This window comes from Sphingopyxis sp. J-6, assembly GCF_046603995.1.
Classification (GTDB): domain Bacteria; phylum Pseudomonadota; class Alphaproteobacteria; order Sphingomonadales; family Sphingomonadaceae; genus Sphingopyxis.
In genome coordinates, this window is sequence record NZ_CP145810.1 from 4,184,250 (window position 1) to 4,204,740 (window position 20,491).

Annotated in this window: 21 protein-coding genes; 12 read left to right on the forward strand and 9 right to left on the reverse strand. The window is 67.6% G+C overall.

Translation table 11 applies throughout. From position 1 onward, the window contains the following. Positions 1-16: 16 nt before the first annotated feature. Entirely contained in the window at positions 17-2,305 is a 2,289-nt protein-coding gene (locus V6U71_RS19815) for a TonB-dependent receptor (protein ID WP_411340038.1), read from the forward strand. A 58-nt stretch (positions 2,306-2,363) separates the two neighbouring features. Here V6U71_RS19815 and V6U71_RS19820 read toward each other — a convergent pair whose 3' ends face one another. The 5 genes from V6U71_RS19820 to hemC are packed head-to-tail and all read right to left on the reverse strand — an operon-like array spanning position 2,364 to position 7,316. Continuing rightward, a complete protein-coding gene (locus tag V6U71_RS19820) occupies positions 2,364-3,497 on the reverse strand; it encodes a CaiB/BaiF CoA transferase family protein (protein WP_411340039.1) in 1,134 nt (377 codons plus the stop codon). Next, positions 3,490-4,692, reverse strand: a complete 1,203-nt coding sequence (locus tag V6U71_RS19825; RefSeq protein WP_411340040.1) for an acyl-CoA dehydrogenase — start codon at positions 4,690-4,692, stop codon at positions 3,490-3,492. The genes V6U71_RS19820 and V6U71_RS19825 overlap by 8 nt, the downstream gene beginning before the upstream one ends. Positions 4,693-4,739: 47 nt before the next feature. Next, positions 4,740-5,657, reverse strand: coding sequence for a mitofilin family membrane protein (locus tag V6U71_RS19830; protein ID WP_411340041.1), 918 nt, complete (start codon positions 5,655-5,657; stop codon positions 4,740-4,742). 19 nt (positions 5,658-5,676) lie between these two features. Continuing rightward, positions 5,677-6,366, reverse strand: a complete 690-nt coding sequence (locus V6U71_RS19835; protein ID WP_411340042.1) for a uroporphyrinogen-III synthase — start codon at positions 6,364-6,366, stop codon at positions 5,677-5,679. Further along, positions 6,363-7,316, reverse strand: coding sequence for a hydroxymethylbilane synthase (gene hemC, locus V6U71_RS19840; RefSeq protein ID WP_411340043.1), 954 nt, complete (start codon positions 7,314-7,316; stop codon positions 6,363-6,365). The genes V6U71_RS19835 and hemC overlap by 4 nt, the downstream gene beginning before the upstream one ends. Positions 7,317-7,430: 114 nt before the next feature. Here hemC and tsaD point away from each other — a divergent pair, with 114 nt between their 5' ends. The 3 genes from tsaD (at position 7,431) to V6U71_RS19855 (ending at position 11,057) form a co-directional block, all read left to right on the forward strand. Further along, a complete protein-coding gene (gene tsaD, locus V6U71_RS19845; RefSeq protein WP_411340044.1) occupies positions 7,431-8,465 on the forward strand; it encodes a tRNA (adenosine(37)-N6)-threonylcarbamoyltransferase complex transferase subunit TsaD in 1,035 nt (344 codons plus the stop codon). Then, on the forward strand, positions 8,462-9,454 hold the full coding sequence (locus V6U71_RS19850) for an NAD(P)H-dependent glycerol-3-phosphate dehydrogenase (RefSeq protein WP_411340045.1): 993 nt from the start codon (positions 8,462-8,464) through the stop codon (positions 9,452-9,454). The genes tsaD and V6U71_RS19850 overlap by 4 nt, the downstream gene beginning before the upstream one ends. Before the next feature lie 76 nt (positions 9,455-9,530). After that, on the forward strand, positions 9,531-11,057 hold the full coding sequence (locus tag V6U71_RS19855) for a lipopolysaccharide biosynthesis protein (RefSeq protein ID WP_411340046.1): 1,527 nt from the start codon (positions 9,531-9,533) through the stop codon (positions 11,055-11,057). On the opposite strand, the gene V6U71_RS19860 is transcribed toward V6U71_RS19855, so the two are convergent. Next, complete coding sequence (locus V6U71_RS19860; RefSeq protein ID WP_411340047.1) at positions 11,058-11,315, reverse strand: hypothetical protein; 258 nt, start codon at positions 11,313-11,315, stop codon at positions 11,058-11,060. It lies immediately after the preceding gene. Between the two features lie 55 nt (positions 11,316-11,370). After that, positions 11,371-12,369 (reverse strand): adenosine kinase, encoded by a 999-nt coding sequence (locus tag V6U71_RS19865; protein ID WP_411340048.1) that lies wholly within the window; start codon positions 12,367-12,369, stop codon positions 11,371-11,373. A 109-nt stretch (positions 12,370-12,478) separates the two neighbouring features. Here V6U71_RS19865 and V6U71_RS19870 point away from each other — a divergent pair, with 109 nt between their 5' ends. Together V6U71_RS19870 and V6U71_RS19875 are read left to right on the forward strand one after the other, a co-directional pair. After that, on the forward strand, positions 12,479-13,162 hold the full coding sequence (locus V6U71_RS19870; RefSeq protein WP_411340049.1) for an EI24 domain-containing protein: 684 nt from the start codon (positions 12,479-12,481) through the stop codon (positions 13,160-13,162). Then, complete coding sequence (locus V6U71_RS19875) at positions 13,159-13,539, forward strand: hypothetical protein (protein WP_411340050.1); 381 nt, start codon at positions 13,159-13,161, stop codon at positions 13,537-13,539. Before V6U71_RS19870 ends, V6U71_RS19875 begins: the two co-directional genes overlap by 4 nt. A 13-nt stretch (positions 13,540-13,552) precedes the next feature. Here the strand turns inward: V6U71_RS19875 and queG are convergent, their stop codons facing one another. After that, positions 13,553-14,605, reverse strand: a complete 1,053-nt coding sequence (queG, locus tag V6U71_RS19880) for a tRNA epoxyqueuosine(34) reductase QueG (protein ID WP_411340051.1) — start codon at positions 14,603-14,605, stop codon at positions 13,553-13,555. Positions 14,606-14,672: 67 nt separating this feature from the next. Between queG and V6U71_RS19885 the strand changes: the two genes are divergently transcribed. The 6 genes from V6U71_RS19885 (at position 14,673) to map (ending at position 19,819) form a co-directional block, all read left to right on the forward strand. Beyond that, positions 14,673-15,623: an ABC transporter ATP-binding protein gene (locus tag V6U71_RS19885; RefSeq protein ID WP_411340052.1), complete on the forward strand. Its 951-nt coding sequence runs from the start codon at positions 14,673-14,675 to the stop codon at positions 15,621-15,623. After that, positions 15,620-16,894 carry an ABC transporter permease gene (locus V6U71_RS19890; RefSeq protein WP_411340053.1) on the forward strand — a complete coding sequence of 425 codons (1,275 nt, stop codon included), beginning with the start codon at positions 15,620-15,622 and terminating at the stop codon, positions 16,892-16,894. Before V6U71_RS19885 ends, V6U71_RS19890 begins: the two co-directional genes overlap by 4 nt. Positions 16,895-16,966: 72 nt before the next feature. Next, the gene (locus tag V6U71_RS19895; RefSeq protein WP_411340054.1) at positions 16,967-18,223 is read left to right on the forward strand and encodes a cytochrome P450; all 1,257 of its coding nucleotides are present in this window, start codon (positions 16,967-16,969) and stop codon (positions 18,221-18,223) included. A gap of 58 nt (positions 18,224-18,281) precedes the next feature. After that, positions 18,282-18,770, forward strand: a complete 489-nt coding sequence (gene msrB / locus V6U71_RS19900) for a peptide-methionine (R)-S-oxide reductase MsrB (RefSeq protein ID WP_411340056.1) — start codon at positions 18,282-18,284, stop codon at positions 18,768-18,770. Between the two features lie 70 nt (positions 18,771-18,840). Beyond that, positions 18,841-19,047 (forward strand): ParD-like family protein, encoded by a 207-nt coding sequence (locus V6U71_RS19905; RefSeq protein WP_411340057.1) that lies wholly within the window; start codon positions 18,841-18,843, stop codon positions 19,045-19,047. 1 nt (position 19,048) lies between these two features. Further along, positions 19,049-19,819, forward strand: a complete 771-nt coding sequence (gene map / locus V6U71_RS19910; protein ID WP_411340058.1) for a type I methionyl aminopeptidase — start codon at positions 19,049-19,051, stop codon at positions 19,817-19,819. A gap of 269 nt (positions 19,820-20,088) precedes the next feature. Here the strand turns inward: map and V6U71_RS19915 are convergent, their stop codons facing one another. Beyond that, positions 20,089-20,421 (reverse strand): hypothetical protein, encoded by a 333-nt coding sequence (locus tag V6U71_RS19915; protein WP_411340059.1) that lies wholly within the window; start codon positions 20,419-20,421, stop codon positions 20,089-20,091. Positions 20,422-20,491 lie beyond the last annotated feature (70 nt).

A 20,491-nucleotide genomic window follows, 5' to 3' on the forward strand; every position in this document is an offset into this window, starting at 1 on the left:
ACATGGGAGAGTTTTCATGCGTCCTTTCGCCCGCGGCCTGCGCAGCGCCATCCTCGCCACGAGCGCGCTTTCGATGCTCGCCTTTGCCCCGGCCGCCTTCGCGCAGGACGCCGCCGATGACGGCACGAATGCCTCCGGCGGCGGCGAAGAGATCGTCGTGACCGCCCGCCGCACCGAGGAACGGCTCGAAACCGTTCCCGTTTCGGTATCCGCCTTCTCCGAACGCGCGCTCGACCGCATCCAGGCGTCGGACACCACCGGGCTGCAGGGCGCCGTCCCCAACCTCAACGTCGTGCAGGGCCGCGGCTCGTCGAACGCGACCAACATCTATATCCGCGGCATCGGCCAGCCCGACGCGCTGCAGACCTTCGACCCCGCCGTCGGCGTTTATGTCGACGATGTCTATTACAGCCGCATTCGCGGCACCCAGCTCGACCTGCTCGACCTCGAACGCGTCGAGGTGCTGCGCGGGCCGCAGGGCACGCTCTACGGCAAGAACACCATCGGCGGCGCGCTGAAAGTCGTCACCCGCAAGCCCGGCCAGACCTTCCGTGGCGGCGTCTCCGCCGCTTACGGCTCCTACGACCAGTTCGAGATCAAGGCGTCGGCTTCGGGGCCCGTTTCGGACACGCTCGCGGCCGGCTTCGCGGTGATGCGGGCGAAGCGCGACGGCTATGTCGAGGATGCGGTGCTCGACCGCGATTATAACGACAAGGACACCGTCGCGGCGCGGGCCGCGCTGGCCTTTACCCCCAGCGCCGATTTCCGCCTCGACGTCTCGCTCGACTATACGCGCGACGACGCGTCGCTGACCGTCGGCCAGCCGCTCAATTCGCTGACCTATCTTATCGGCGGCGGTACCGCGCTTGCGCTGCCGACCAACCCCGATCCCAAGGATTATGACTTCACCGGCCGCACGACGCCCAGCCTGCCCAATTCGACCAAGCTGCGGCACTGGGGCACCAGCGCGGCCGCCGCATGGAACGTGACCGACGATCTCGAACTGAAGTCGATCACCGCTTATCGCCGGCTCGTCACCAAGGATTATGTCGATATCGACGCCACCGAGCTCGAAATGGGCGACGTGTTCGTCGGCGTGTGGCAGAAGCAATTCAGCCAGGAACTGCAGCTCAACTATACCGGCGAGCGGCTACAGGCGGTCGGCGGGCTCTATTATCTGAAAGAAGATATCGCGTCGCATCAGGAAGCCTATGCCGACGACCTGATCGGGCCGCTGCTCGGCAACCCGACCTTCCTGCGGACGATCGACGATACGCTGACGACAAAAAGCTACGCCGCCTATGCCAATGCCAGCTTCGCGGTCACCGATGCGCTGCGCATCTCGGCGGGGATCCGCTATACTGACGAGAAGAAGGATTACTGGCGCACGACCTCGACCTTCTCGACCAGCCCGTTGCTGACCAGCGTCGCGCCCTATGTGTTCGCGCGCAAGCAGAGCTGGGACGACTGGTCGCCGATGGCGTCGATCGACTATCGCTTCACCGACAATCTGATGTTCTATGCGCGCGCCGCCAAGGGCTTCAAATCGGGCGGCTTCAACGGCCGCGCGAACAGCGCCGCCGAATCGACCGCCTATGCGCCCGAAAAAGTCTGGTCGTACGAGGCCGGGTTCAAGGGATCGGTCGCCGATATCGCGCGCTTCAGCATCGCGGTGTTCCACAACGACTACAAGGATTTCCAGGCGCGCGTGTCGGGCATCGACACCGACCCGAACACCGGCCTGCCGGTGCCGGTGCTGAGCGTGCTCAACGCGGGCAAGCTGCAGATCCGCGGCGCCGAACTCGAACTCGCGCTCACCCCGGCGACCGGGCTGCTGCTCGACACGCAGATCGGCTATCTCGACGCCGAATATAAGGAATTCGACGACGCGCGCTTCCCCGACGGCAGCCGCGCTTTCCAGCGCCCCGCCTTCGCGCCGAAATGGACGATGCGCTTTGGCGCCCAATATGAGGCTGATCTCGGCGGGTCGGGTTTCCTGACGGTGGGCGGCCAGACGCGCTATCGCTCGACCACGGCGCTCGCGGTCGACAACACCTATATCGTCGGCACCGTCGGCACGACGACCGAGATCGAGGGGCTGTTCCAGCGCGGCTACTGGCTCCACGACGCCCGCATCGTCTGGGAAGACGAGGCGCGCAAGTTCAGCCTCGGCCTCTACGGCCAGAATCTGTCGGACAAGCGCTACAAGACCGACGGGCAGGACTTCTCCAGCATCGGCAGCATCAGAACCGTCTATTACGGCGCGCCGCGCACCTTCACCGTGCGCGCCGGCGTCAAATTCTGATCAGCCGGAAAAGGGAACGGAAAAAAGGGGGAAGGGGCGTCCGCTTGGGCGCCCCTTTTTATATGCCCAGCCGCGGCGCGCCGGTGGCCGCGACCATCCGCTCGCCGTCGATGACGATCGGGCTCGCGACGCCGTCGATCGACGCGCCTTCGGGACGGAAGCGCAGACCGCGCGCGACGACCTGCGGGTCGGCGAAGACCCCCGCCATGTCGTTGATCGGTCCCGACGGCACGCCTTCGGCCTCGAGCGCCAGCGACAGCGGCTGCGCGTCCCACGTGGCAATCTTTGCCGCGAGCAGCGGGATCAGCGCGGCGCGATTGGCGAGCCGTGCGGCATTGTTCGCAAAACGCGGATCGTCGCCCCATTCGGGCATACCGAGGATCGCGCAGAGCTTGCGATACTGGCTGTCGTTGCCGACCGCGATGACGAGCTGGCCGTCGGCGGTCGCAAACACCTGATAGGGCACGACATTGACATGGCCGTTGCCCATCCGTTTGGGCACCACGCCGCTCGCCAGATAATTGGCGGCCTGGTTCGCGAGTACCGCGACCTGGCTGTCGAGCAGCGCCATATCGACATGCGCGCCGCCACCGTCTTTGGCATCCGTGACGTCACGGCGTCGCAACGCGGCGAGGATCGCGACCGTCGCATACATGCCGGTGAAGATGTCGGCATAGGCGATACCCGCCTTTTGCGGCGCACCGTCGGGTTCGCCGGTCAGCGACATGAAGCCGCTCATCGCCTGGACGATATAGTCGTAACCGGCACGATGCGCATAAGGGCCGGTCTGTCCGAAGCCGGTGATCGAGCAGATAATCAGCCGCGGAAAATCGGCGCGCAGCCGCGCCGGGTCGAGGCCGTATTTGATGAGCCCGCCGACCTTGTAATTCTCGATCACGAGATCGGCATCGGCGAGCAGAGCGCGCACCTCGGCCTGCCCTTGCGCGCTGGCGATGTCGATCGCGACGCTCCGCTTGCCGCGATTGCAGCTATGATAATAGGCCGCGCCGAGCGCTTCGCCGTCCGGTCCGGTCACGAAGGGCGGGCCCCATTCGCGCGTATCGTCGCCGGCGCCCGGCCGCTCGACCTTGATCACCTCGGCGCCGAGGTCGGCGAGCAACTGCCCGCACCACGGCCCGGCGAGCACGCGCGCCAGTTCGACAACGCGGATGCCTTCAAGCGGTTTAGGCAAAGGCGGCGATGCCGGTGATCGCGCGGCCGAGAATCAGCGCATGGACGTCGTGGGTGCCCTCATAGGTATTCACCGTCTCGAGGTTCACCGCGTGGCGGATGACGTGATAATCGGCCGAAATGCCGTTGCCGCCGTGCATATCGCGCGCGACGCGCGCGATATCGAGCGCCTTGCCGCAATTGTTGCGCTTCAAGAGGCTGATCGCGTCGGGGACGAGCCGGCCGTCGTCGATCAAGCGGCCGACGCGCAGCGCCGCCTGCAGCCCGAGCGAGATTTCGGTGAGCATATTGGCCAGCTTGAGCTGGACGATCTGGTTCGCCGCGAGCGGTCGCCCGAACTGCTTGCGCTCAAGCGTGTAATTGCGCGCCGCTTCATAGCAGAATTCGGCGGCACCCATCGCGCCCCAGCCGATGCCGTAGCGCGCACGGTTGAGACAGCCGAAGGGACCCTTGAGACCCGAGACATGCGGCAACAGCGCGTCCTCGCCGACCTCGACCCCGTCCATCACGATCTCGCCGGTGATCGAGGCGCGCAGGCTCACCTTGCCCTCGATCTTCGGCGCCGACAGACCCTTCATGCCCTTTTCGAGGACGAAGCCGCGGATCGCACCGTCATGCGCTTCCGACTTCGCCCAGACGACGAAGACGTCGGCGATCGGCGAATTGGTGATCCACATCTTCGCGCCCTTGAGGCGATAGCCGCCTTCGATCTTCTCGGCGCGGGTGCGCATGCTGCCGGGGTCGCTGCCTGCGTCGGGCTCGGTCAGACCGAAGCAGCCGACGAGCTCGCCCGAGGTCAGCCCGGGCAGATATTTCCGCTTCTGTTCCTCGCTGCCATAGGCATTGATCGGGTGGATGACGAGCGAGCTCTGCACCGAGCAGGCCGAGCGATAGCCCGAATCGACGCGTTCGACTTCGCGGGCGATCAGGCCGTAGCTGACATAATTCAGCCCCGCGCCGCCATATTCGGGGTCGATCGTCGCGCCGAGCAGGCCGAGCGCGCCCATTTCGGACATGATCTCGCGGTCGAACCGCTCGTCGAGGAAGGCCGAGGTGACGCGCGGCAGCAATTCGCCTTCGGCATAGGCGCGCGCGGCGTCGCGGATCATCCGCTCCTCTTCGCTCAGCTGGTCGTCGAGCTGGAGCGGGTCGAACGGGTCGAGCGCCTCGATGCGCTGCGGATCAGCCAAGGCCATGGTCACGGGCTTTCTTCAGAAAGCGAGCCGCCCTGCCGGGCGACGCACTAGGGGGTTTCGGTCGGTGCCGGTTTGCGCCCGGCCATCGCGGCAGCCGGGCTGTCGCGCGGCTCCAATATCGCCGCGGTCTCGATGAGGTCAAGCGCGCGGCGCGCCTCGTGATAGCGGCGCGCGTCGATCAGCCATTCGCCCGCGGCCTCGGCCCCCGGCATCGCCTCGACCTCGGCGATCGCCTTGTCGACCTGCCCGGCCGCCAGATAGCGGCGCGCGCGATCGAGCCGTTCCGACGCGCGCGTCGATTGCGTTCCCGCCGGCCGCACGGTGAACAACTCGCTGATCTCGCGGCGGAACCCGGTCCACAGGCTGCCGTCGCCGTCGCTCCGTCCGACAAGCTGCGGCGCGAGTGTGTCGAGATCGCTGCGCAATTGTTCGAGCGTCACCGGCTCGCGCGAGGTGTCGATGATCGTCTTGACCGCATTGGGCTGATCGTCGCCGAAGCGCAGGCGGAGCTGCGCGTCGAGATAGCCCAGCGACAGACCGCGATCGAGCGCGCGGCGAACGGCAAAAGCGACGAGCAGCCCTTCGGCGCGCGACGCATTGCCCGACGCCGATTCGGCTTCGAGTGTGATCCGCGACAATCGCTGTTCGAGTTCGGCAACCCGCGCCGCCAGGGCATTCGCGCCATCGACCGGCGCCACCACCATCGCCGGCTGCCCGGCCGCCGCTTCGGCCTCGGCCTGCTCGGCAAGCCCCAACGCGCCGGCCACCGCCGGCGTGTCGATCACCTTGGTCAGCGGCGTTTTGCCCTTGCCGTCAGCGAGCAGGCGATTCATCGCCCAGCCGCCGCCGACCACACCGATCAGGAGCAGGATGAACGCGCCGATGGCGAGCGTGCGGAACGATAGCCTTCTCACCGGAGCCTCGCCGCCGATCGGCGAGGACGTGTCGATGCTGTCGATTGCCATGTGTCTCTTTCGAACGACCCTATTTGTCGCCCTTGTGGCACAAAGCATGCGCCTCTGCCAACATCGCGGCGTCATTGGGGCGCCCGGCAACGGCAATTTCTGCCCAACCGCCGCCCGCCGCCGCCGCCGCCTTCGCGCTGATCGCAACGAGTTTCAAATGCTTACGTGCCGCGCCGGCCAGATCGGCGATCCGCGCCGCGCCGCGCGCCGAATGGGCAAGCAGCACCGCCGGCGCCGCAATCAGTCCGGCCCATTCACGCGGCGGCGGCACCGGATCGACGGCATAGCAAGGGATCGCGACCAGCCGCGCGCCGCGCGCATCGAACGCCGAACGGTCGCGGCCGCACAGCCACAATATGGACCCGATGCCCTGCGACGCCATCGCGCCCAGCAAATGCTGCGCGTCGCTGTCGCCCGCCGCCGCGACCGTCAGCCCCGCGGCTTCCGCCGCCTGCGCGGTCGCGGCGCCGACGGCATGGACGGGCAACGCTGCAAGGCGGACGAGTTCGGGACCGGAAAGCCGCACCGCCTGCGCGCTCGTCACCAGCATGGCATCGAAATCCGCCGGGTCGGGCGCGGTCCAGGGCAACGCATGCGCCTCGAACAGCGGCATAGGCCGCGCATCGAGTCCCAGCGCCCGCGCCCGTTCCACCGTCGCCGCGCCGCCCGGATCGGGCCGCGTAACAAGCAGCGGCAGGCCCGCCGTCATGCCGCGAACAGGCTCCGCACCGCCTCGGGCGCTTCGCCGAGCAGGCGATGCGCCAGATCCACGGCGGCTGCGGCATCGCTCATCAGCGCATGTCCCGCGACATGCTCGGCGCCGTCTTCCGAATAAATCTCGGCATCGAGCCGCAGCGTGCCGTCGTCCCGCCAATGCGCGTGCGCCGCCACCGGCGAGCGGCAATCGCCGCCGAGCGCGGCGAGAAACGCCCGCTCGGCCGCAACCGCGGCGTGCGTCGCCGCATGGTCGACCGCCACAAGCAGCGCGCGGGTCGCGGCATCGTCGGCGCGGCATTCGATGCCGATCGCGCCCTGCGACGCCGCGGGCAGCAAGAGGTCGATCGGTATCACCTTGCCGACTTCGTACATCCTCAGCCGGTCGAGCCCCGCCGCCGCGAGCAAGGTCGCATCGACATCGCCCGCCGCCAGCTTGCCGAGCCGCGTCGCGACATTTCCGCGCAGCAGCGTCGTTTCAATATCCGGGCGCAGCCGCCGGACCTGCGCGGCACGGCGCGGGCTGCTCGTCCCCAGCCGCGCACCCTGCGGCAGTCCGGCGATCGCCGCCGCGTCGATTCCCTCACGCACGACCAGCCGGTCGCGCGGATCGGCACGTTCGAGCATCGCGACGAGGGCAAAGCGGGGATCGCGCAGCGTCTCGACATCCTTCAGCGAGTGCACCGCGATGTCGATTTCGCCCGCGTCGAGCGCGGCGTCGAGTTCGCGCGTCCACAGCGCTTTGCCCCCGACCTCGGCGAGCGCGCGGTCCTGAATCCGGTCGCCGGTCGCGGTCATCGGCACGATTTCGAGCGCCGCGAGGTCGAGGCCGTGCGCGGCGACCAGCGCGGCGGCGGCCATATTCGCCTGCGCCAGCGCGAGCGGCGAGGCGCGCGTGCCGATACGCAGCGGGCGGGCGGGGGTGGGAAGCGGGATCGAAGCCATATCCCCCGCTAGAGCATTTCCCGAAAAAGTGGGAACCGGTTTTTGGGCAGGAAATGCTCCGGAGGCTTCACTTGCCCTCGCGACAAAGGGGCGGGTAAAGGGACGCGCAACAATATGACCCTGATCCTCGGCCTCGAATCGAGCTGCGACGAAACCGCGGCAGCGCTCGTCGACAGCGACCGGCGCATCCTAGCGCATCGTGTCGCGGGGCAGGAAGCCGATCACGCGCCCTATGGCGGCGTCGTTCCCGAGATTGCGGCGCGCGCCCATGTCGACCGGCTCGCGCCGATCGTCGCCGGGGTGCTGGCGGACGCCGGCGTCACGCTCGCCGACATCGACGCGGTCGCCGCGACCGCGGGGCCGGGGCTGATCGGCGGGGTGATGGTCGGGCTCGTCACCGGCAAGGCGCTCGCGCACGCGGCGAACAAGCCGCTGATCGCGGTCAACCATCTCGAAGGTCATGCGCTGAGCCCGCGCCTCGCCGATCCGGCGCTCGAATTTCCCTATCTGCTCCTCCTCGTCTCGGGCGGCCATTGCCAACTCCTGCTCGTCAAAGGCGTCGGCGATTACCGCCGCCTCGCGACGACGATCGACGACGCGGCGGGCGAGGCGTTCGACAAGACCGCCAAGCTGCTCGGCCTCGGCTACCCCGGCGGCCCCGCGGTCGAGCGCGTCGCAAGGAATGGCAACCCGCACGCGGTGCCGCTGCCGCGTCCGCTCGTCGGCAGCGCCGAGCCGCATTTCTCCTTCGCCGGCCTCAAGAGCGCGGTCGCGCGCGCCTCCGCGAGCGGAATCCATAGCGTCCCCGACCTCGCCGCCTCCTTCCAGCAGGCGGTCGTCGATTGCCTTCTCGACCGCAGCCGCATCGCGCTGGCCGCCTGCCCCGAAGCGCGTGCCTTCGTCGTCGCCGGCGGCGTCGCCGCAAACGGGGCGATCCGCGATGCGCTGACCGATCTCGCCGCGCACTTCGGCAAGCCCTTCGTCGCGCCACCGCTCTGGCTTTGCACCGACAATGGCGCGATGATCGCCTGGGCCGGTGCCGAGCGTTTCGCCGCCGGGCTCACCGACGACCTCGGTGTCGCGGCGCGCCCGCGCTGGCCGCTCGATCCCGAAGCCGAAGCGGTGCGCGGAGCGGGAGTGAAAGCATGACGTCATATTCGAACTTCGGCGTGGTCGGCGGCGGTGCTTGGGGTACCGCACTCGCGCAACTGCTCGCCGCCGAAGGCGCGCCGGTCCGGCTCTGGGCGCGCGAGGCCGACGTCGTCGCAGCGATAAACGCCGATCATCGCAACCCGCCGTTCCTTCCCGATGCCGCGCTGTCGCCATCGCTGACCGCAACGGGCGACCTCGCCGACCTCGCCGCCTGCGACGCGCTGCTCGTCGTCGTGCCGGTGCCGTTCCTCCGCGCCGTGCTCGCCGAACTTCCCGCCAGCGACGCGCCGCTGATCCTCTGCAGCAAGGGGATGGAGGCGGGCAGCTTCGCCTTTCCGATCGACATGGCGCGCGAACTTGCGCCCGGCCGGCCGCACGCGGTGCTGTCGGGGCCGACCTTCGCGCATGAGGTCGCCGCAGGCCTGCCGACCGCGATCACGCTGGCGGCCGACGATGCTGCGCTCGCCGCCGGCATCTCGCAGGCGCTCGCCCGGCCGCACTTCCGCCCCTATGCCAGCACCGACGTAATCGGCGCCGAAATCGGCGGCGCGATCAAGAATATCCTCGCAATCGCCTGCGGCATTGTCGATGGCGCCGGGCTCGGGCTCAACGCGCGCGCGGCGCTGATCAGCCGCGGTTTCGCCGAAATGACGCGCTTCGGTCTGGTGCGCGGCGCGGCGGCCGAAACGCTCGCCGGGCTCGCCGGGCTCGGCGACCTCGTCCTTACCTGCACCTCGGCCAATTCGCGCAACTTCGCGCTCGGACAGGGGCTCGGTCGCGGCGAAGCCGCCGCGACCTTGATGGCCGACCGCCGCACCGTCGCGGAAGGCGCGTTCAGCGCCCCGGTCGTCGCGGCGGCCGCGCGTGCCGACGGCATTGAGATGCCGATCACCGACGCCGTCGCGCGGCTGGTCGCCGGCGAAACCCGCGTCGCCGAGGCCGTTCAGGCATTGCTCAGCCGCCCGCTGCGAACCGAGGGCCGGTGACTCCCTACATTCAATTGCCTGCCCTTCCCCGCCGCGCTAGAACGAGGCGCGGGACGCAGCAGAAGGGGCGCGAGGCTTGAGCCAGACGGACAGCGCAGCCGCGCCCGATTCGGCCGACACACCGCGCGACGCCGATACCGCCGCGCTCGCCAAGGGCGGGCGCACCAATTTGCTCGGTTTCATCATTCGCCTCGTCGCGCGCCTCCCCTTCCTCTACGTCGCGGGCCGCTGGTACGGACCCGAAGCGGTCGGCCGCTTCGCCTTCGCGGTGCTCGTCATCGAACTCGTCGCGCAGCTTGCGACGCTGGGGCTCAAGCGCGGCCTCGCCGAGCAGCTCAGCGCGCCCGGCGCCGATCACCGCATCGTCGTGTGGGATGGCATGTTCGTCGCCTTCCTCGCCTCGGCCGCCGGCTCGGCGCTGCTCTTCCTCCTGCCGCAACTGATGTTCCCGGCGGGCGACCTCGACGGCACCGACCGCTGGATGGCGCTGCTCGTTTTTGCGATCGCCGGCACCGATATCGCGCTCGCCGCCTGCGCCTACCGCTTCGATATCGGCGCAACGGTGCGCGCGCGCGCGATCGTCGAACCGTGGGTGATCAGCGCTGCCGCGGCGGGATTCTGGTTCGTGTCGGTCCGCGACGGGCTGATGCTGTCCTATGCCGCCGCGATGGTCGGCGCTTTCCTGACCGCGCTGATCCCGATGATCCGCCATTATGGCGGCCCCGGCGTCTGGCGCCCGCATCCGGCGCATCTGATCACAGTTGCGCGGCGCAACGCCCCGCTCGCCGCCGCCGATGCGATCGAATGGGGCACCCGCCGCCTCGACCTGTTCATCCTCGGCCAGTTCACCTCGCCGACGATCTACGGCATCTACTATATGGCGCAGCAGGTCGCCTCGCTGCCGCAGAAGCTGAAGACCAGCTTCGAACCGATCCTCGGCCCCGTCATCACGCGCAATCTCGCGGAAAATCGCCTTGCCGCCGTGGCGGCGCAGGTCAGCCAGGTCGGCTTCTGGATCATCGCCGCGCAGGCCGGCGTCGCGCTCGCGCTCGGCATTCCGGGCGAGGCGGTGATGGGCCTCGTCGGACCGCAATTCGTCAGCGGCACCGGCGCGCTCGCCTTCCTGCTCGCCGCCGAGGTTGTCGCCGCAACCGCGGTCGTCAGCGAAGCGGCGCTCGTCTATGTCGCCCGCCACCGCAACCTCGCGATCAGCCTCGCGACACTGGCGCTGCAGGCCGTCCTCAGCGTCGCCCTCATCCTGATCGCCCAATCGATGGGGTTGCACCCCATTTATTATGCCGTCGCGGTCGCCGCCGCGCTGATGCTCGCCCTCGGTTTCGCGTCGGTCGTCAAGGCGCGCCTGCTCGCGCATATCCTGAAGGCGCCGGTCAACAGCCTGCGCTGGGCGCTCGTCTGGGCGACGGCAGGGGCCGCCGTGCTCGGCTGGGGCGCAACCCAGCTCCCCGAATGGGCGGAGCTCTTGATCGGCGTGCCCTTCATCCTCGGCATCTATGCCTGGCTGATCTGGACCCGCGGCTTCGGCCCCGCCGACCGGGCGCTGTTCAAGAAGCACCCGGAAGCGGCAGAAACGCCGGCAAGCTGATTATTTCACCGCTTCCTGCGCCGCGTCGCCGACATTCTCGGCGGCATCGCCGACCTTTTGCGCCGCCTCGGTGATCGCGCCGCTCTGCGCCTTGTCGTTAGCGAGGAACTGGAAGGCAAAGAATCCCGCGATCACGATCGCCACAAGCAGGATCAGGCCAAGCCCCATCCCGCCGCCGCGCCGTGGCTCGCGATCGATGACGGTGGTGGTGTGCGTCGTCCCGTCGGGATCGCGCGTCGTGTGGATTTCATCGGCCATAAGAATTCTCCTATGCTGGATGGCGCATAGGACGCTTCAATGCCGGTGAAGGTTCCTATGCCAGCCGCGCCGCGACCTTCGCCTTGAGGTCGGTCTGCGCCCGCGGGCCGACCTGCGCGATGATCTCGCGCGCACAGACGGCGCCCATCGTCAGGCAATCCTTGAGCGAACGCCCTTCGGCAAGACCCGACAGGAAACCGGCCGCAAACAGGTCGCCCGCGCCTGTCGTGTCGACGACCGTTTCGATCGGTTCGGCCCCGACTGCGGTGCGTTCGCCGTCCTGCAGCGCGATTGCCCCGTCCGAGCCGCGCGTCACCACCAGCAGCGGCACCTGCGGCGCGATCTTGGCGACCGCAGCTTCGAAATCCTGGGTTTCGGCGAGCGCGCAGATCTCGACCTCGTTCGCGAACAGGATGTCGAACAGCCCTTCGGCGATCAGTTTCCGAAAATCGGCGCCGTGGCGGTCGATGATGAAGGCGTCCGAAAGCGTGAAGGCAACCTTGCGCCCCGCCCCGCGCGATACGTCGATCGCCCGCCGCATCGCCGCGCGCGACAGCTCGGGATCCCACAGATAGCCTTCGAGATAGAGGATTTCGGCATCGGCGATCCACTCCTCGTCGATCATCGCCTGTTCGAGCAGGTGGCTGGCGCCGAGGAAGGTGTTCATCGTCCGCTGGCCGTCGGGCGTCACGAGGATCAGGCAGCGCGCGGTCGGCGCGCCTTCCGTCAGCGGCGGCGTTTCATAGGCGACACCGAGCGCGCGGAGATCGTGCGTGAAGACATGGCCAAGCTGATCGTCGGCGACCTGCCCAATGAAGGCGCAGCGTTCGCCCAGCACCGCCATGCCCGCAAGCGTGTTCGCCGCGCTGCCGCCCGACACCTCGACCGCCGGTCCCATCGCCGCATAGAGGCGCTCGGCCTCTGCGGCGTCGATCAGCCGCATCGATCCCTTGGTCAGTCCCTCCGCCTCGATCAGGCTGTCGTCGGCGCGGGCGAGAACGTCGACGATCGCATTGCCGATGGCGACGACGTCGAAACGGGCGGTGGAGGCCATGAAATTTCCTGTCCGGGAGAGAAAAGCTGCGCGGGCCTTTACGGGTGGCGGCGTGGCAGCGCAAGCGTGCGCGCTTGACGCAGCGCCCGTCCGCGCGCCATTCACGCCCATGACCCGCGCCGTCCACGCCCTGCTTCTGGCGCTTCGCGACTTGCCGCAACCGCGCGTGCTCCGCATTCTCGCACTCAGCCTCGCGCTGACGCTGCTCATCTTCGCGGCCGCCGGTACGGGGCTTTTCATCGCCGCCCGCTGGGGACTAGCCCACTGGCAATGGCTCGGCGAGGACGGCGCCGACATGGCCGGGATAGCAATCATCCTGCTGCTCATTGCCGGAAGCTGGCTGCTGTTCCGCGCCGTCGCGATCGTCGTCGTCGGGCTGTTCGCCGACAGCATCGTCGCCGATGTCGAGGGGCGCCATTATCCCGCTGCGGCCGCAGAGGCCGTCGATGTCGGCTGGCGGCAGAATATCGCACTCGCGCTCGCCTCGCTCGTGCGGCTGATCGCCGGCAATCTGCTCGCGCTGCCGCTCTACATCCTCTTGCTCGTCACCGGCGTCGGGACCGTCCTGCTCGCGCTGGCCGTCAACGCGCTGCTCCTCGGCCGCGACCTCGAGGCGATGGTGCTGGCGCGCCATCCCGGCCGACCGCGCTTCGACCGCGGTGCGCGCTGGTCGCTCGGCCTGCTGTCCGCCGCAAGCTTCATGGTGCCCGTCGCCAATTTGTTTGCGCCGATATTGAGCGCCGCTATGGCCGTGCACATGCTGCACCTGCGGAACGGGGACCGACTGACATGATCCAAAGCCACCGCTTGGCCGCCATCGCCGGGCTCGCCCTGACTCTCGGTGCCTGTGCGGGCCCCGCTATTCCGCGGCCCTCGACGCCGCCCGCCGTCGTCGCGCCCCCGCCGACGGTGGTCAGGCCGGTGCAGAACAATGCGCTGATCGGCAACAGCGCCGATGCGATCGGCCGCATGTTCGGCAAGCCACGGCTCGACGTGACCGAAGGTGCCGGCCGCAAGCTGCAATTCGCCGGCACGGCGTGCGTCCTCGACATTTATTTCTACGCGGCGCGCGCCGGTGCCGACCCGGTCGCGACGCATGTCGATGCGCGGACGCCCGACGGGCGCAACGCCGAAGTGAACAGTTGCGCACAGGCGCTGCAACAGCGTTAGGATCGCGCCGCCGTCATGACGCCAGCTCGGCAAGCGCCCAGGCTGCGGCATCGGCAACCATCGGCGATTCGTCCGAAGTAAGCTGCTGCAGTATCCCGCGAAACCCCCGATCGCCGCTGTTGCCGGCAGCGATTGCGGCGTTGCGCACCATCCGGTTGCGACCGATTCGCTTGATCGGCGATCCCGCAAACACCTGCCGGAACCCCGCGTCGTCGAGCGCGAGCAGGTCGGCAAGCGCCGGTGCGACGAGCTCGGCGCGCGGCAGGAAAGCGCGGTGCGCATGCGCGGTTTCGGCGAATTTGTTCCACGGACAGGCGGCCAGGCAATCGTCGCAGCCATAGATGCGGTTGCCGATCCCGCGCCGCAGCTCCTCGGGGATCGGCCCGTCATGCTCGATCGTCAGATAGGAAACGCAGCGGCGGGCATCGAGTCGGTAGGGGGCGGGAAAGGCGTCGGTCGGGCACGCATCCTGACACGCCGAACAGCTCCCGCAGGTGTCGCGCCCGGGACTCGCCGACGCGAGGTCGAGCGTGGTGTAGATCGCGCCGAGGAACAGCCAGCTTCCATGGTCGCGGCTGACGAGGTTGGTATGCTTGCCCTGCCAGCCGAGGCCCGCCGCAGCCGACAGCGGTTTTTCCATCACCGGCGCGGTATCGACGAACACCTTGACCTCGGCGTCCTTCACCTCGGCGACGAGCCAGCGCGCGACGGCTTTCAGCGCCTTTTTGACGACGTCATGATAGTCGCCGCCCTGCGCATAGACCGAAATGCGCCCGCGGTCGGGCACGCCCTCCAGCGCCAGCGGATCATGCGCGGGGGCATAGCTCATGCCGAGCGCGATCACCGACCGGACCTCGGGCCATAGTCCGATCGGTGATCCGCGCTGCGCCGCGCGGCTTTCCATCCAGATCATGCCGCCGTGGCACCCGTCGGCGAGCCACTCGTTCAGCCGCGCCGCCGTCTGCGGCGCCGCATCGGCGCGCGCGATGCCGAAAGCGACGAAACCGTGCGCCCGCGCGACATCGGCGAGTCTTTGCTCCAGTGAAGGCAAGGCTTCCGCAACCATTGGCGCTCTATACGCGAGGCGCCTTGCCGTGCCATAGCTTGCAGGTGAGAAGATCGGGGACCCGGGTTTGAACGATTACAGCGTCGAGGCGGACGGCCTCACCAAATATTTCGGCAATTTCAAGGCGGTCGATCATGTCAGCCTCGCGGTGCCGACGGGCAGCATTTACGGCGTGCTCGGCCCCAATGGCGCGGGCAAGACGACCAGCCTCAGGATGACGCTCGGCATCATCGACCCCGACGAAGGGACGAGCCGTATCTTCGGCACGCACCGGCCGCAATCGGTGCGCCACCGCATCGGCTATCTTCCCGAAGAGCGCGGCCTCTATCCCGGCATGAAGGCGCGCGAGGCAATCGCCTTCATGGGCGCGCTGCGCGGGCTCGACTGGTCCGAGGGGCGCCGCCGCGCCGCCGCCTTCATGACCGAACTCGGGCTCGAGCGGGTGGTCGACGAAAAGATCCGCAAGATGTCGAAGGGTATGGCGCAGATGGTCCAGCTCATCGGATCGATCGTCCACGCGCCCGACCTGATCGTGCTCGACGAGCCTTTCTCGGGGCTCGACCCGGTCAACCAGGAACGGCTCGAAATGCTCGTGAAGCGCGAACGCGACCGCGGCGCGACGATCCTTTTTTCGACCCATGTCATGGCGCACGCCGAACGCCTCTGCGACCGGATCGCGATCATCGCGCGATCGCAGCGGCGTTTCGAGGGCACGGTCGACGAAGCCCGCGCGCTGCTGCCGATGCAGGTCCGCTACACGCCGCGCACCGACGGCGACGCGGCGGCCGCGCTGCTCCCCGCCGGCGCCGAGCGCAAGGGCGAGGCGTGGCATTTTGCGATCGAGGAGGCCGACGTCGAGCCGCTGCTGGCGCGGATCACCGCGAGCGGGCACGGCGTCGCGGGCCTGTCGATCGCGCGGCCCGGCCTGCACGACGCCTTTGTGCACATCGTCCGTCAGGTCGACGCCGGCTTCGACGCGACCCCCGAAAAAGACGCCATCGAGGAGGCGGCCGCATGAACGCCTTCCTCAAGAATATGTTCGTCATCGCGCGCCGCGATTTTCTGGCGATCGTCGCGACGCCGACCTTCCTCCTCTTCCTGCTTGCCCCGCTCTTCATGATCGGCATGGGGGCGGTGGGCGGCATCGGCGCCTCACAGCTCGCCGACAGCGCGCGCGGCAAGGGCCGCATCGTCGCGATCGTCGCCGCGGGCGATGTCGAGGATCTGCGCGCCGCCGACGACCGTCTGCGCGAAGCGTTGCCGCGCGGCGAACGGCCGGTGACGCTCGAGATCCGCGTTGCCGGCGCCACGCCGGCCGATCCTTTCGCGATCGCACAGGAGAAGGGCGCCGACACCTACGCCGTGCTGTCGGGGCCGCTGGGCAAGCCGCAGATCGTCGAGCGCGAGGCGGGGAGCAGCGCCGGGCGCTATCTTGCGCTGCTCGCAAGCGATGTGCTGCGCGACCGCGCCGCGGGGTCGGTCGCGCCCGCCGCGCCGCAATTCCAGAGCATCCGGAGCGGCGGCACGAGCATCGCGGCGCAGCAGTCGATGGGCTTTGCCGCGGTCTTCGTCATCTTCCTCATTACGCTGCTTCTCGCTGGCCAGACGGTCGGCTCGCTCGCCGAGGAAAAAGGCAACAAGGTCATCGAAATCCTCGCCGCCGCGGTGCCGCTCGAAAGCGTCTTCCTCGGCAAGCTGCTCGGCATGCTCGGCGTCGCGATCCTGTTCCTCAGCTTCTGGGGTGTCGTTGCCGTCGCCGGCGGGTTCGTCGCGACGGTGCAGATGGACCCCGCCGCGCTCGCCGCCGCCAGCAAGCCGGCCGCCGCCCTCGCCGCGGCGCCCGCGAGCGGCTGGGGCTTTTTCCTCGGCATCGGGGTCGCCTATTTCATCATGGCCTTCCTGCTCCTCGGCTCGGTCTTCCTCGGCGTCGGCGCGCAGGCGAGTACGGTGCGCGAAATCCAGATGCTCAGCCTCCCGATCACCATCTTCCAGGTCGGCATGTTCAGCCTGTCCGCTGCCGCGGCGAGCGCGCCGGGCACCGGCCTCGCGCATTTCGCCCAGATTTTTCCCTTCTCCTCGCCCTTCGCGATGGCGGCGCGCGCCGCGACCGACGGCGACAAGGCGATCCACCTGCTGGCGCTCGGCTGGCAGGCGATCTGGGTTGCGCTCGTCGTCTGGCTGTCGGTGCGCCTGTTCCGCGCCGGGGTATTGAGCAGCGGCGCGAGCTGGAAATTCTGGCGGCGGACGCGGCGTGCAGCGGCAACGACGATGCCGGACGCGCTCGATTGACAAAGCTGTAAATAGTGGCATTCTGAAACGGAATCGGCCGCGCCAGACGGCCTTTCGACAGAGGAGCGCCCCATGGCTACCGTCATCCGCGAAACCCCCGCCGACCTTCATCCCCTCGACCTGTCGCGCGCCGACCTGTGGCGCGAGGATCAATGGCAGGAACCGATGCGCCAGCTGCGCGCCGAATCGCCGATCTATTTTTGCGAGGATTCGAAATTCGGCCCCTATTGGTCGGTGACCACCTACAAGCCGATCCAGCATATCGAGGCGCTGCCCAAGATCTTCTCCTCGTCGTGGGAATATGGCGGCATCACCGTTGCCGGCGACGGCGTCGAACATCTGAAAGAGGGCGAAATCCCGATGCCGATGTTCATCGCGATGGACCCCCCGCAGCACACCGCGCAGCGCCGCACCGTCGCCCCCGCCTTCGGTCCTTCCGAAATCGAGCGCATGCGCGCCGACACCCAGGCACGCACCGCAGCGCTGATCGACACGCTGCCGGTCGGCGAGGCGTTCGACTGGGTCGAGCGGCTGTCGATCGAACTCACGACCGACATGCTTGCGATCCTGTTCGATTTCCCGTGGGAAAACCGTCATAATCTGACCCGCTGGTCCGACGCACTGGGCGACATCGAAAGCTTCAACACGCTCGAGGAACGCCAGCAGCGCCTCGCCACCGCCTTCGAAATGGGCGCCGCGTTCAAGGAATTATGGGATCACAAGGCGAAGAATCCCGGCAAGCACGACCTCATCTCGATCATGCTCCAGTCCGACGCGATGAATCACATGAGCCATGAGGAATTCATGGGCAATCTCATCCTGCTCATCGTCGGCGGCAACGACACGACGCGCAATTCGATGTCAGCCTATGCCTATGGCCTTCATTGCTTCCCCGAAGAGCGCGCGAAGCTCGAGGCGAACCACGACCCCGACCTCGCGGTCAACGCGATGCACGAGATCATCCGCTGGCAGACCCCGCTCGCGCATATGCGTCGCACCGCGCTCGAAGACACCGAATTGTTCGGCCACCAGATCAGGGCGCGCGACAAGATCGCGCTCTGGTACGCCTCGGCGAACCGCGACGAGAGCATCTTTCCCGACGGCGACCGGATCATCGTCGATCGCGAGAATGCCCGCCGCCACCTCGCCTTCGGTTACGGCATCCACCGCTGCGTCGGCGCGCGCGTCGCCGAATTGCAGCTCACCACCTTGATCTCCGAAATGCAGAAGCGCCGTCTGCGCGTGAATGTCCTGGCGGAGCCCGAGCGCGTCAACGCCAGCTTCGTCCATGGCTATCGCCACATGCAGGTCGAACTAGAGCGCTATTGACGGCGGTCACAGCCGGGCCCACCTCAGCCCGGTAACAGGGGGCATGAGGAGCCCTTCTATGATCGAACGCCGCTATCTGCTTTCCGGTCTCGCGCTTGGCGGTGCGCTCGTCGCCGCGCCTTTGCTGTTCGCCAAGCCCGGCAAACGCCCGCTCGCCGAACCCGGCTGGCGGCTTTCCGACGCTGAATGGCAAAAGCGCCTGTCGCCGCTGGCGTATCGCGTGCTGCGCGAGGCGGCGACCGAGCGCCCCTTCACCAGCCCGCTCGACAAGGAAAAGCGCAGCGGCACCTTTGTCTGCAGAGGCTGCGCACTGCCGCTCTATTCGAGCAAGACCAAGTTCGACAGCGGCACCGGCTGGCCGAGCTTCTGGGCGCCGCTGAAAGGCGGAATCGCCACGTCGACCGACCATGAGCTCGGCTATCCGCGCACCGAGGTGCATTGCAAACGCTGCGGCGGCCACCTCGGCCATGTCTTCAACGACGGGCCGAAACCGACCGGAAAGCGTTATTGCATGAACGGCGCAGCACTCGCTTTCCGCCCGGCCTGACGCGGCACATTGACGGGATAATATACGAAGCATATACGCTTCATATATTCACTCTCCTGAAGGGCTTGCGATGGGCATCGTGAAAATCGACGAAGCGTTGCACGAGGATGCACGCCGCGCCAGCACCGTGATGTGCCGCTCGATCAATGCGCAGGCCGAATATTGGATGAAGATCGGCATGCTGGCCGAGGCCCATCCGACGCTGTCGTTCAACCAGATCGTCGCGATGCAACTGGGCGCAGCGCAGGGCAGCTCAAGCGAACTCGCCGCCGCCTGACATGGTCAAGACGCCCGACGAGCTGGCGCTGATGCGCATATCGGGCAAGCTGCTCGCGTCGGTGTTCGAAATGCTCGACGGGATCGATCTCGCCGGCCGGTCGACGATGGAGGTCAACGACCTTGTCGAGGATTTCATCACCGTCGACCTCGCCGCGCGGCCCGCGAGCAAGGGTCAGTACGGCTTCAAATATGTCCTGAACTGCTCGATCAACCACGTCGTCTGCCACGGCGTGCCCGACGCACGCGCGATCATCCGCGGCGGCGACATCATCAACCTCGACATCACGCTCGAAAAAAACGGCTTCATCGCCGATTCGAGCAAGACCTATATCGTCGGCGATGTCCCGCCCGCGACGCGCCGGCTGGTCCGCGTCGCGCAGGAAGCAATGTGGCAGGGCATCGCGCAAGTACGCCCCGGCGCGCATCTGGGCGACATCGGCTTTGCCATCGAACGCCATGCGAAAAAGCACGGTTACTCGGTTGTCCGCGACTATTGCGGGCACGGCATCGGCCGCGAAATGCACGAAGAGCCGTCGGTGCTCAATTTTGGGCGCCGCGGAACCGGGCTGAAGCTGCGCGAAGGCATGGTCTTCACGATCGAACCGATGATCAACCAGGGCACGCGCAAGGTCTCGACCGAAAAGGACGGCTGGACGGTGGTGACGAACGACCGCAAGCTGTCGGCCCAGTTCGAACATACGGTCGCGGTGACCGGCGACGGCGTCGAGGTACTGACCCTGCGCAGCGGCGAAAAGGCGATGGCGGCGTAGGGACCCAAAGCGGATCTATCTAACATCGTCACCCCGGACTTGATCCGGGGCCTGCCTTGTCTTTGCATCTAAGCCTGGAAGAAAGGCGGGTCCCGGGTCAAGCCCGGGATGACGAGAATGGATGAAACAACGTCCGCTCCAACCCCGTCCCGACGCGCCGGACGCACAAATAAATAGGGCGGCCTCGTTATGAGTGCCGCCCCAGTTTGGGAGCCCGTCGGGGAGAGGGAGAGGACGGGCCGGAGATTGGTACGTCTGGCTTATATCGTTCAGCGCGACGCGACCTGGCTGTCGCCTTCGAGTTCGGCGACGCCGGCGATCTTCAGCGCGGCGCGGAACTGCTTGGCGGCGGCGCGTTCGTTGCCCGCTTCGCAAAGCTTCTTGCCGGTCGAGACGAAGCGCTTGGCGCTGGCCTTCTGGCCGGCGCTCGCGCCTTCGGCCGCGGTCGAAGCCTGCTCGGCGAGGCCGGTGCAGCGATAGTCACCCGACTGCGCATAAGCCGGCGAAGTCGAAGCGATCAGGCCACCGAAAGCAAGCGCCGAACCGGCGACGATCGCGAAAGCGGAGGGGAAGCGGCGGAAAGAGGAGAGCTGATAGGCCATGGGAGAGGTTCCTTTCGTTTCGTTGTGCAACCTTTTTAGCTGCGGTTGCGCAAATAGATAATCCTCTATA

What these genes read in the sequence shown, in the direction of transcription:
- queG (WP_411340051.1), bottom strand. Translation starts at nt 14,605, where the DNA reads ATGGTTGCGGAAGCCTTGCCTTCACTGGAGCAAAGACTCGCCGATGTC.
- tsaD (WP_411340044.1), top strand. Translation starts at nt 7,431, where the DNA reads ATGACCCTGATCCTCGGCCTCGAATCGAGCTGCGACGAAACCGCGGCA.
- V6U71_RS19865 (WP_411340048.1), bottom strand. Translation starts at nt 12,369, where the DNA reads ATGGCCTCCACCGCCCGTTTCGACGTCGTCGCCATCGGCAATGCGATC.
- V6U71_RS19830 (WP_411340041.1), bottom strand. Translation starts at nt 5,657, where the DNA reads ATGGCAATCGACAGCATCGACACGTCCTCGCCGATCGGCGGCGAGGCT.
- V6U71_RS19860 (WP_411340047.1), bottom strand. Translation starts at nt 11,315, where the DNA reads ATGGCCGATGAAATCCACACGACGCGCGATCCCGACGGGACGACGCAC.
- V6U71_RS19905 (WP_411340057.1), top strand. Translation starts at nt 18,841, where the DNA reads ATGGGCATCGTGAAAATCGACGAAGCGTTGCACGAGGATGCACGCCGC.
- V6U71_RS19890 (WP_411340053.1), top strand. Translation starts at nt 15,620, where the DNA reads ATGAACGCCTTCCTCAAGAATATGTTCGTCATCGCGCGCCGCGATTTT.
- V6U71_RS19850 (WP_411340045.1), top strand. Translation starts at nt 8,462, where the DNA reads ATGACGTCATATTCGAACTTCGGCGTGGTCGGCGGCGGTGCTTGGGGT.
- V6U71_RS19815 (WP_411340038.1), top strand. Translation starts at nt 17, where the DNA reads ATGCGTCCTTTCGCCCGCGGCCTGCGCAGCGCCATCCTCGCCACGAGC.
- V6U71_RS19825 (WP_411340040.1), bottom strand. Translation starts at nt 4,692, where the DNA reads ATGGCCTTGGCTGATCCGCAGCGCATCGAGGCGCTCGACCCGTTCGAC.
- V6U71_RS19835 (WP_411340042.1), bottom strand. Translation starts at nt 6,366, where the DNA reads ATGACGGCGGGCCTGCCGCTGCTTGTTACGCGGCCCGATCCGGGCGGC.
- hemC (WP_411340043.1), bottom strand. Translation starts at nt 7,316, where the DNA reads ATGGCTTCGATCCCGCTTCCCACCCCCGCCCGCCCGCTGCGTATCGGC.
- msrB (WP_411340056.1), top strand. Translation starts at nt 18,282, where the DNA reads ATGATCGAACGCCGCTATCTGCTTTCCGGTCTCGCGCTTGGCGGTGCG.
- V6U71_RS19895 (WP_411340054.1), top strand. Translation starts at nt 16,967, where the DNA reads ATGGCTACCGTCATCCGCGAAACCCCCGCCGACCTTCATCCCCTCGAC.
- map (WP_411340058.1), top strand. Translation starts at nt 19,049, where the DNA reads ATGGTCAAGACGCCCGACGAGCTGGCGCTGATGCGCATATCGGGCAAG.
- V6U71_RS19875 (WP_411340050.1), top strand. Translation starts at nt 13,159, where the DNA reads ATGATCCAAAGCCACCGCTTGGCCGCCATCGCCGGGCTCGCCCTGACT.
- V6U71_RS19870 (WP_411340049.1), top strand. Translation starts at nt 12,479, where the DNA reads ATGACCCGCGCCGTCCACGCCCTGCTTCTGGCGCTTCGCGACTTGCCG.
- V6U71_RS19915 (WP_411340059.1), bottom strand. Translation starts at nt 20,421, where the DNA reads ATGGCCTATCAGCTCTCCTCTTTCCGCCGCTTCCCCTCCGCTTTCGCG.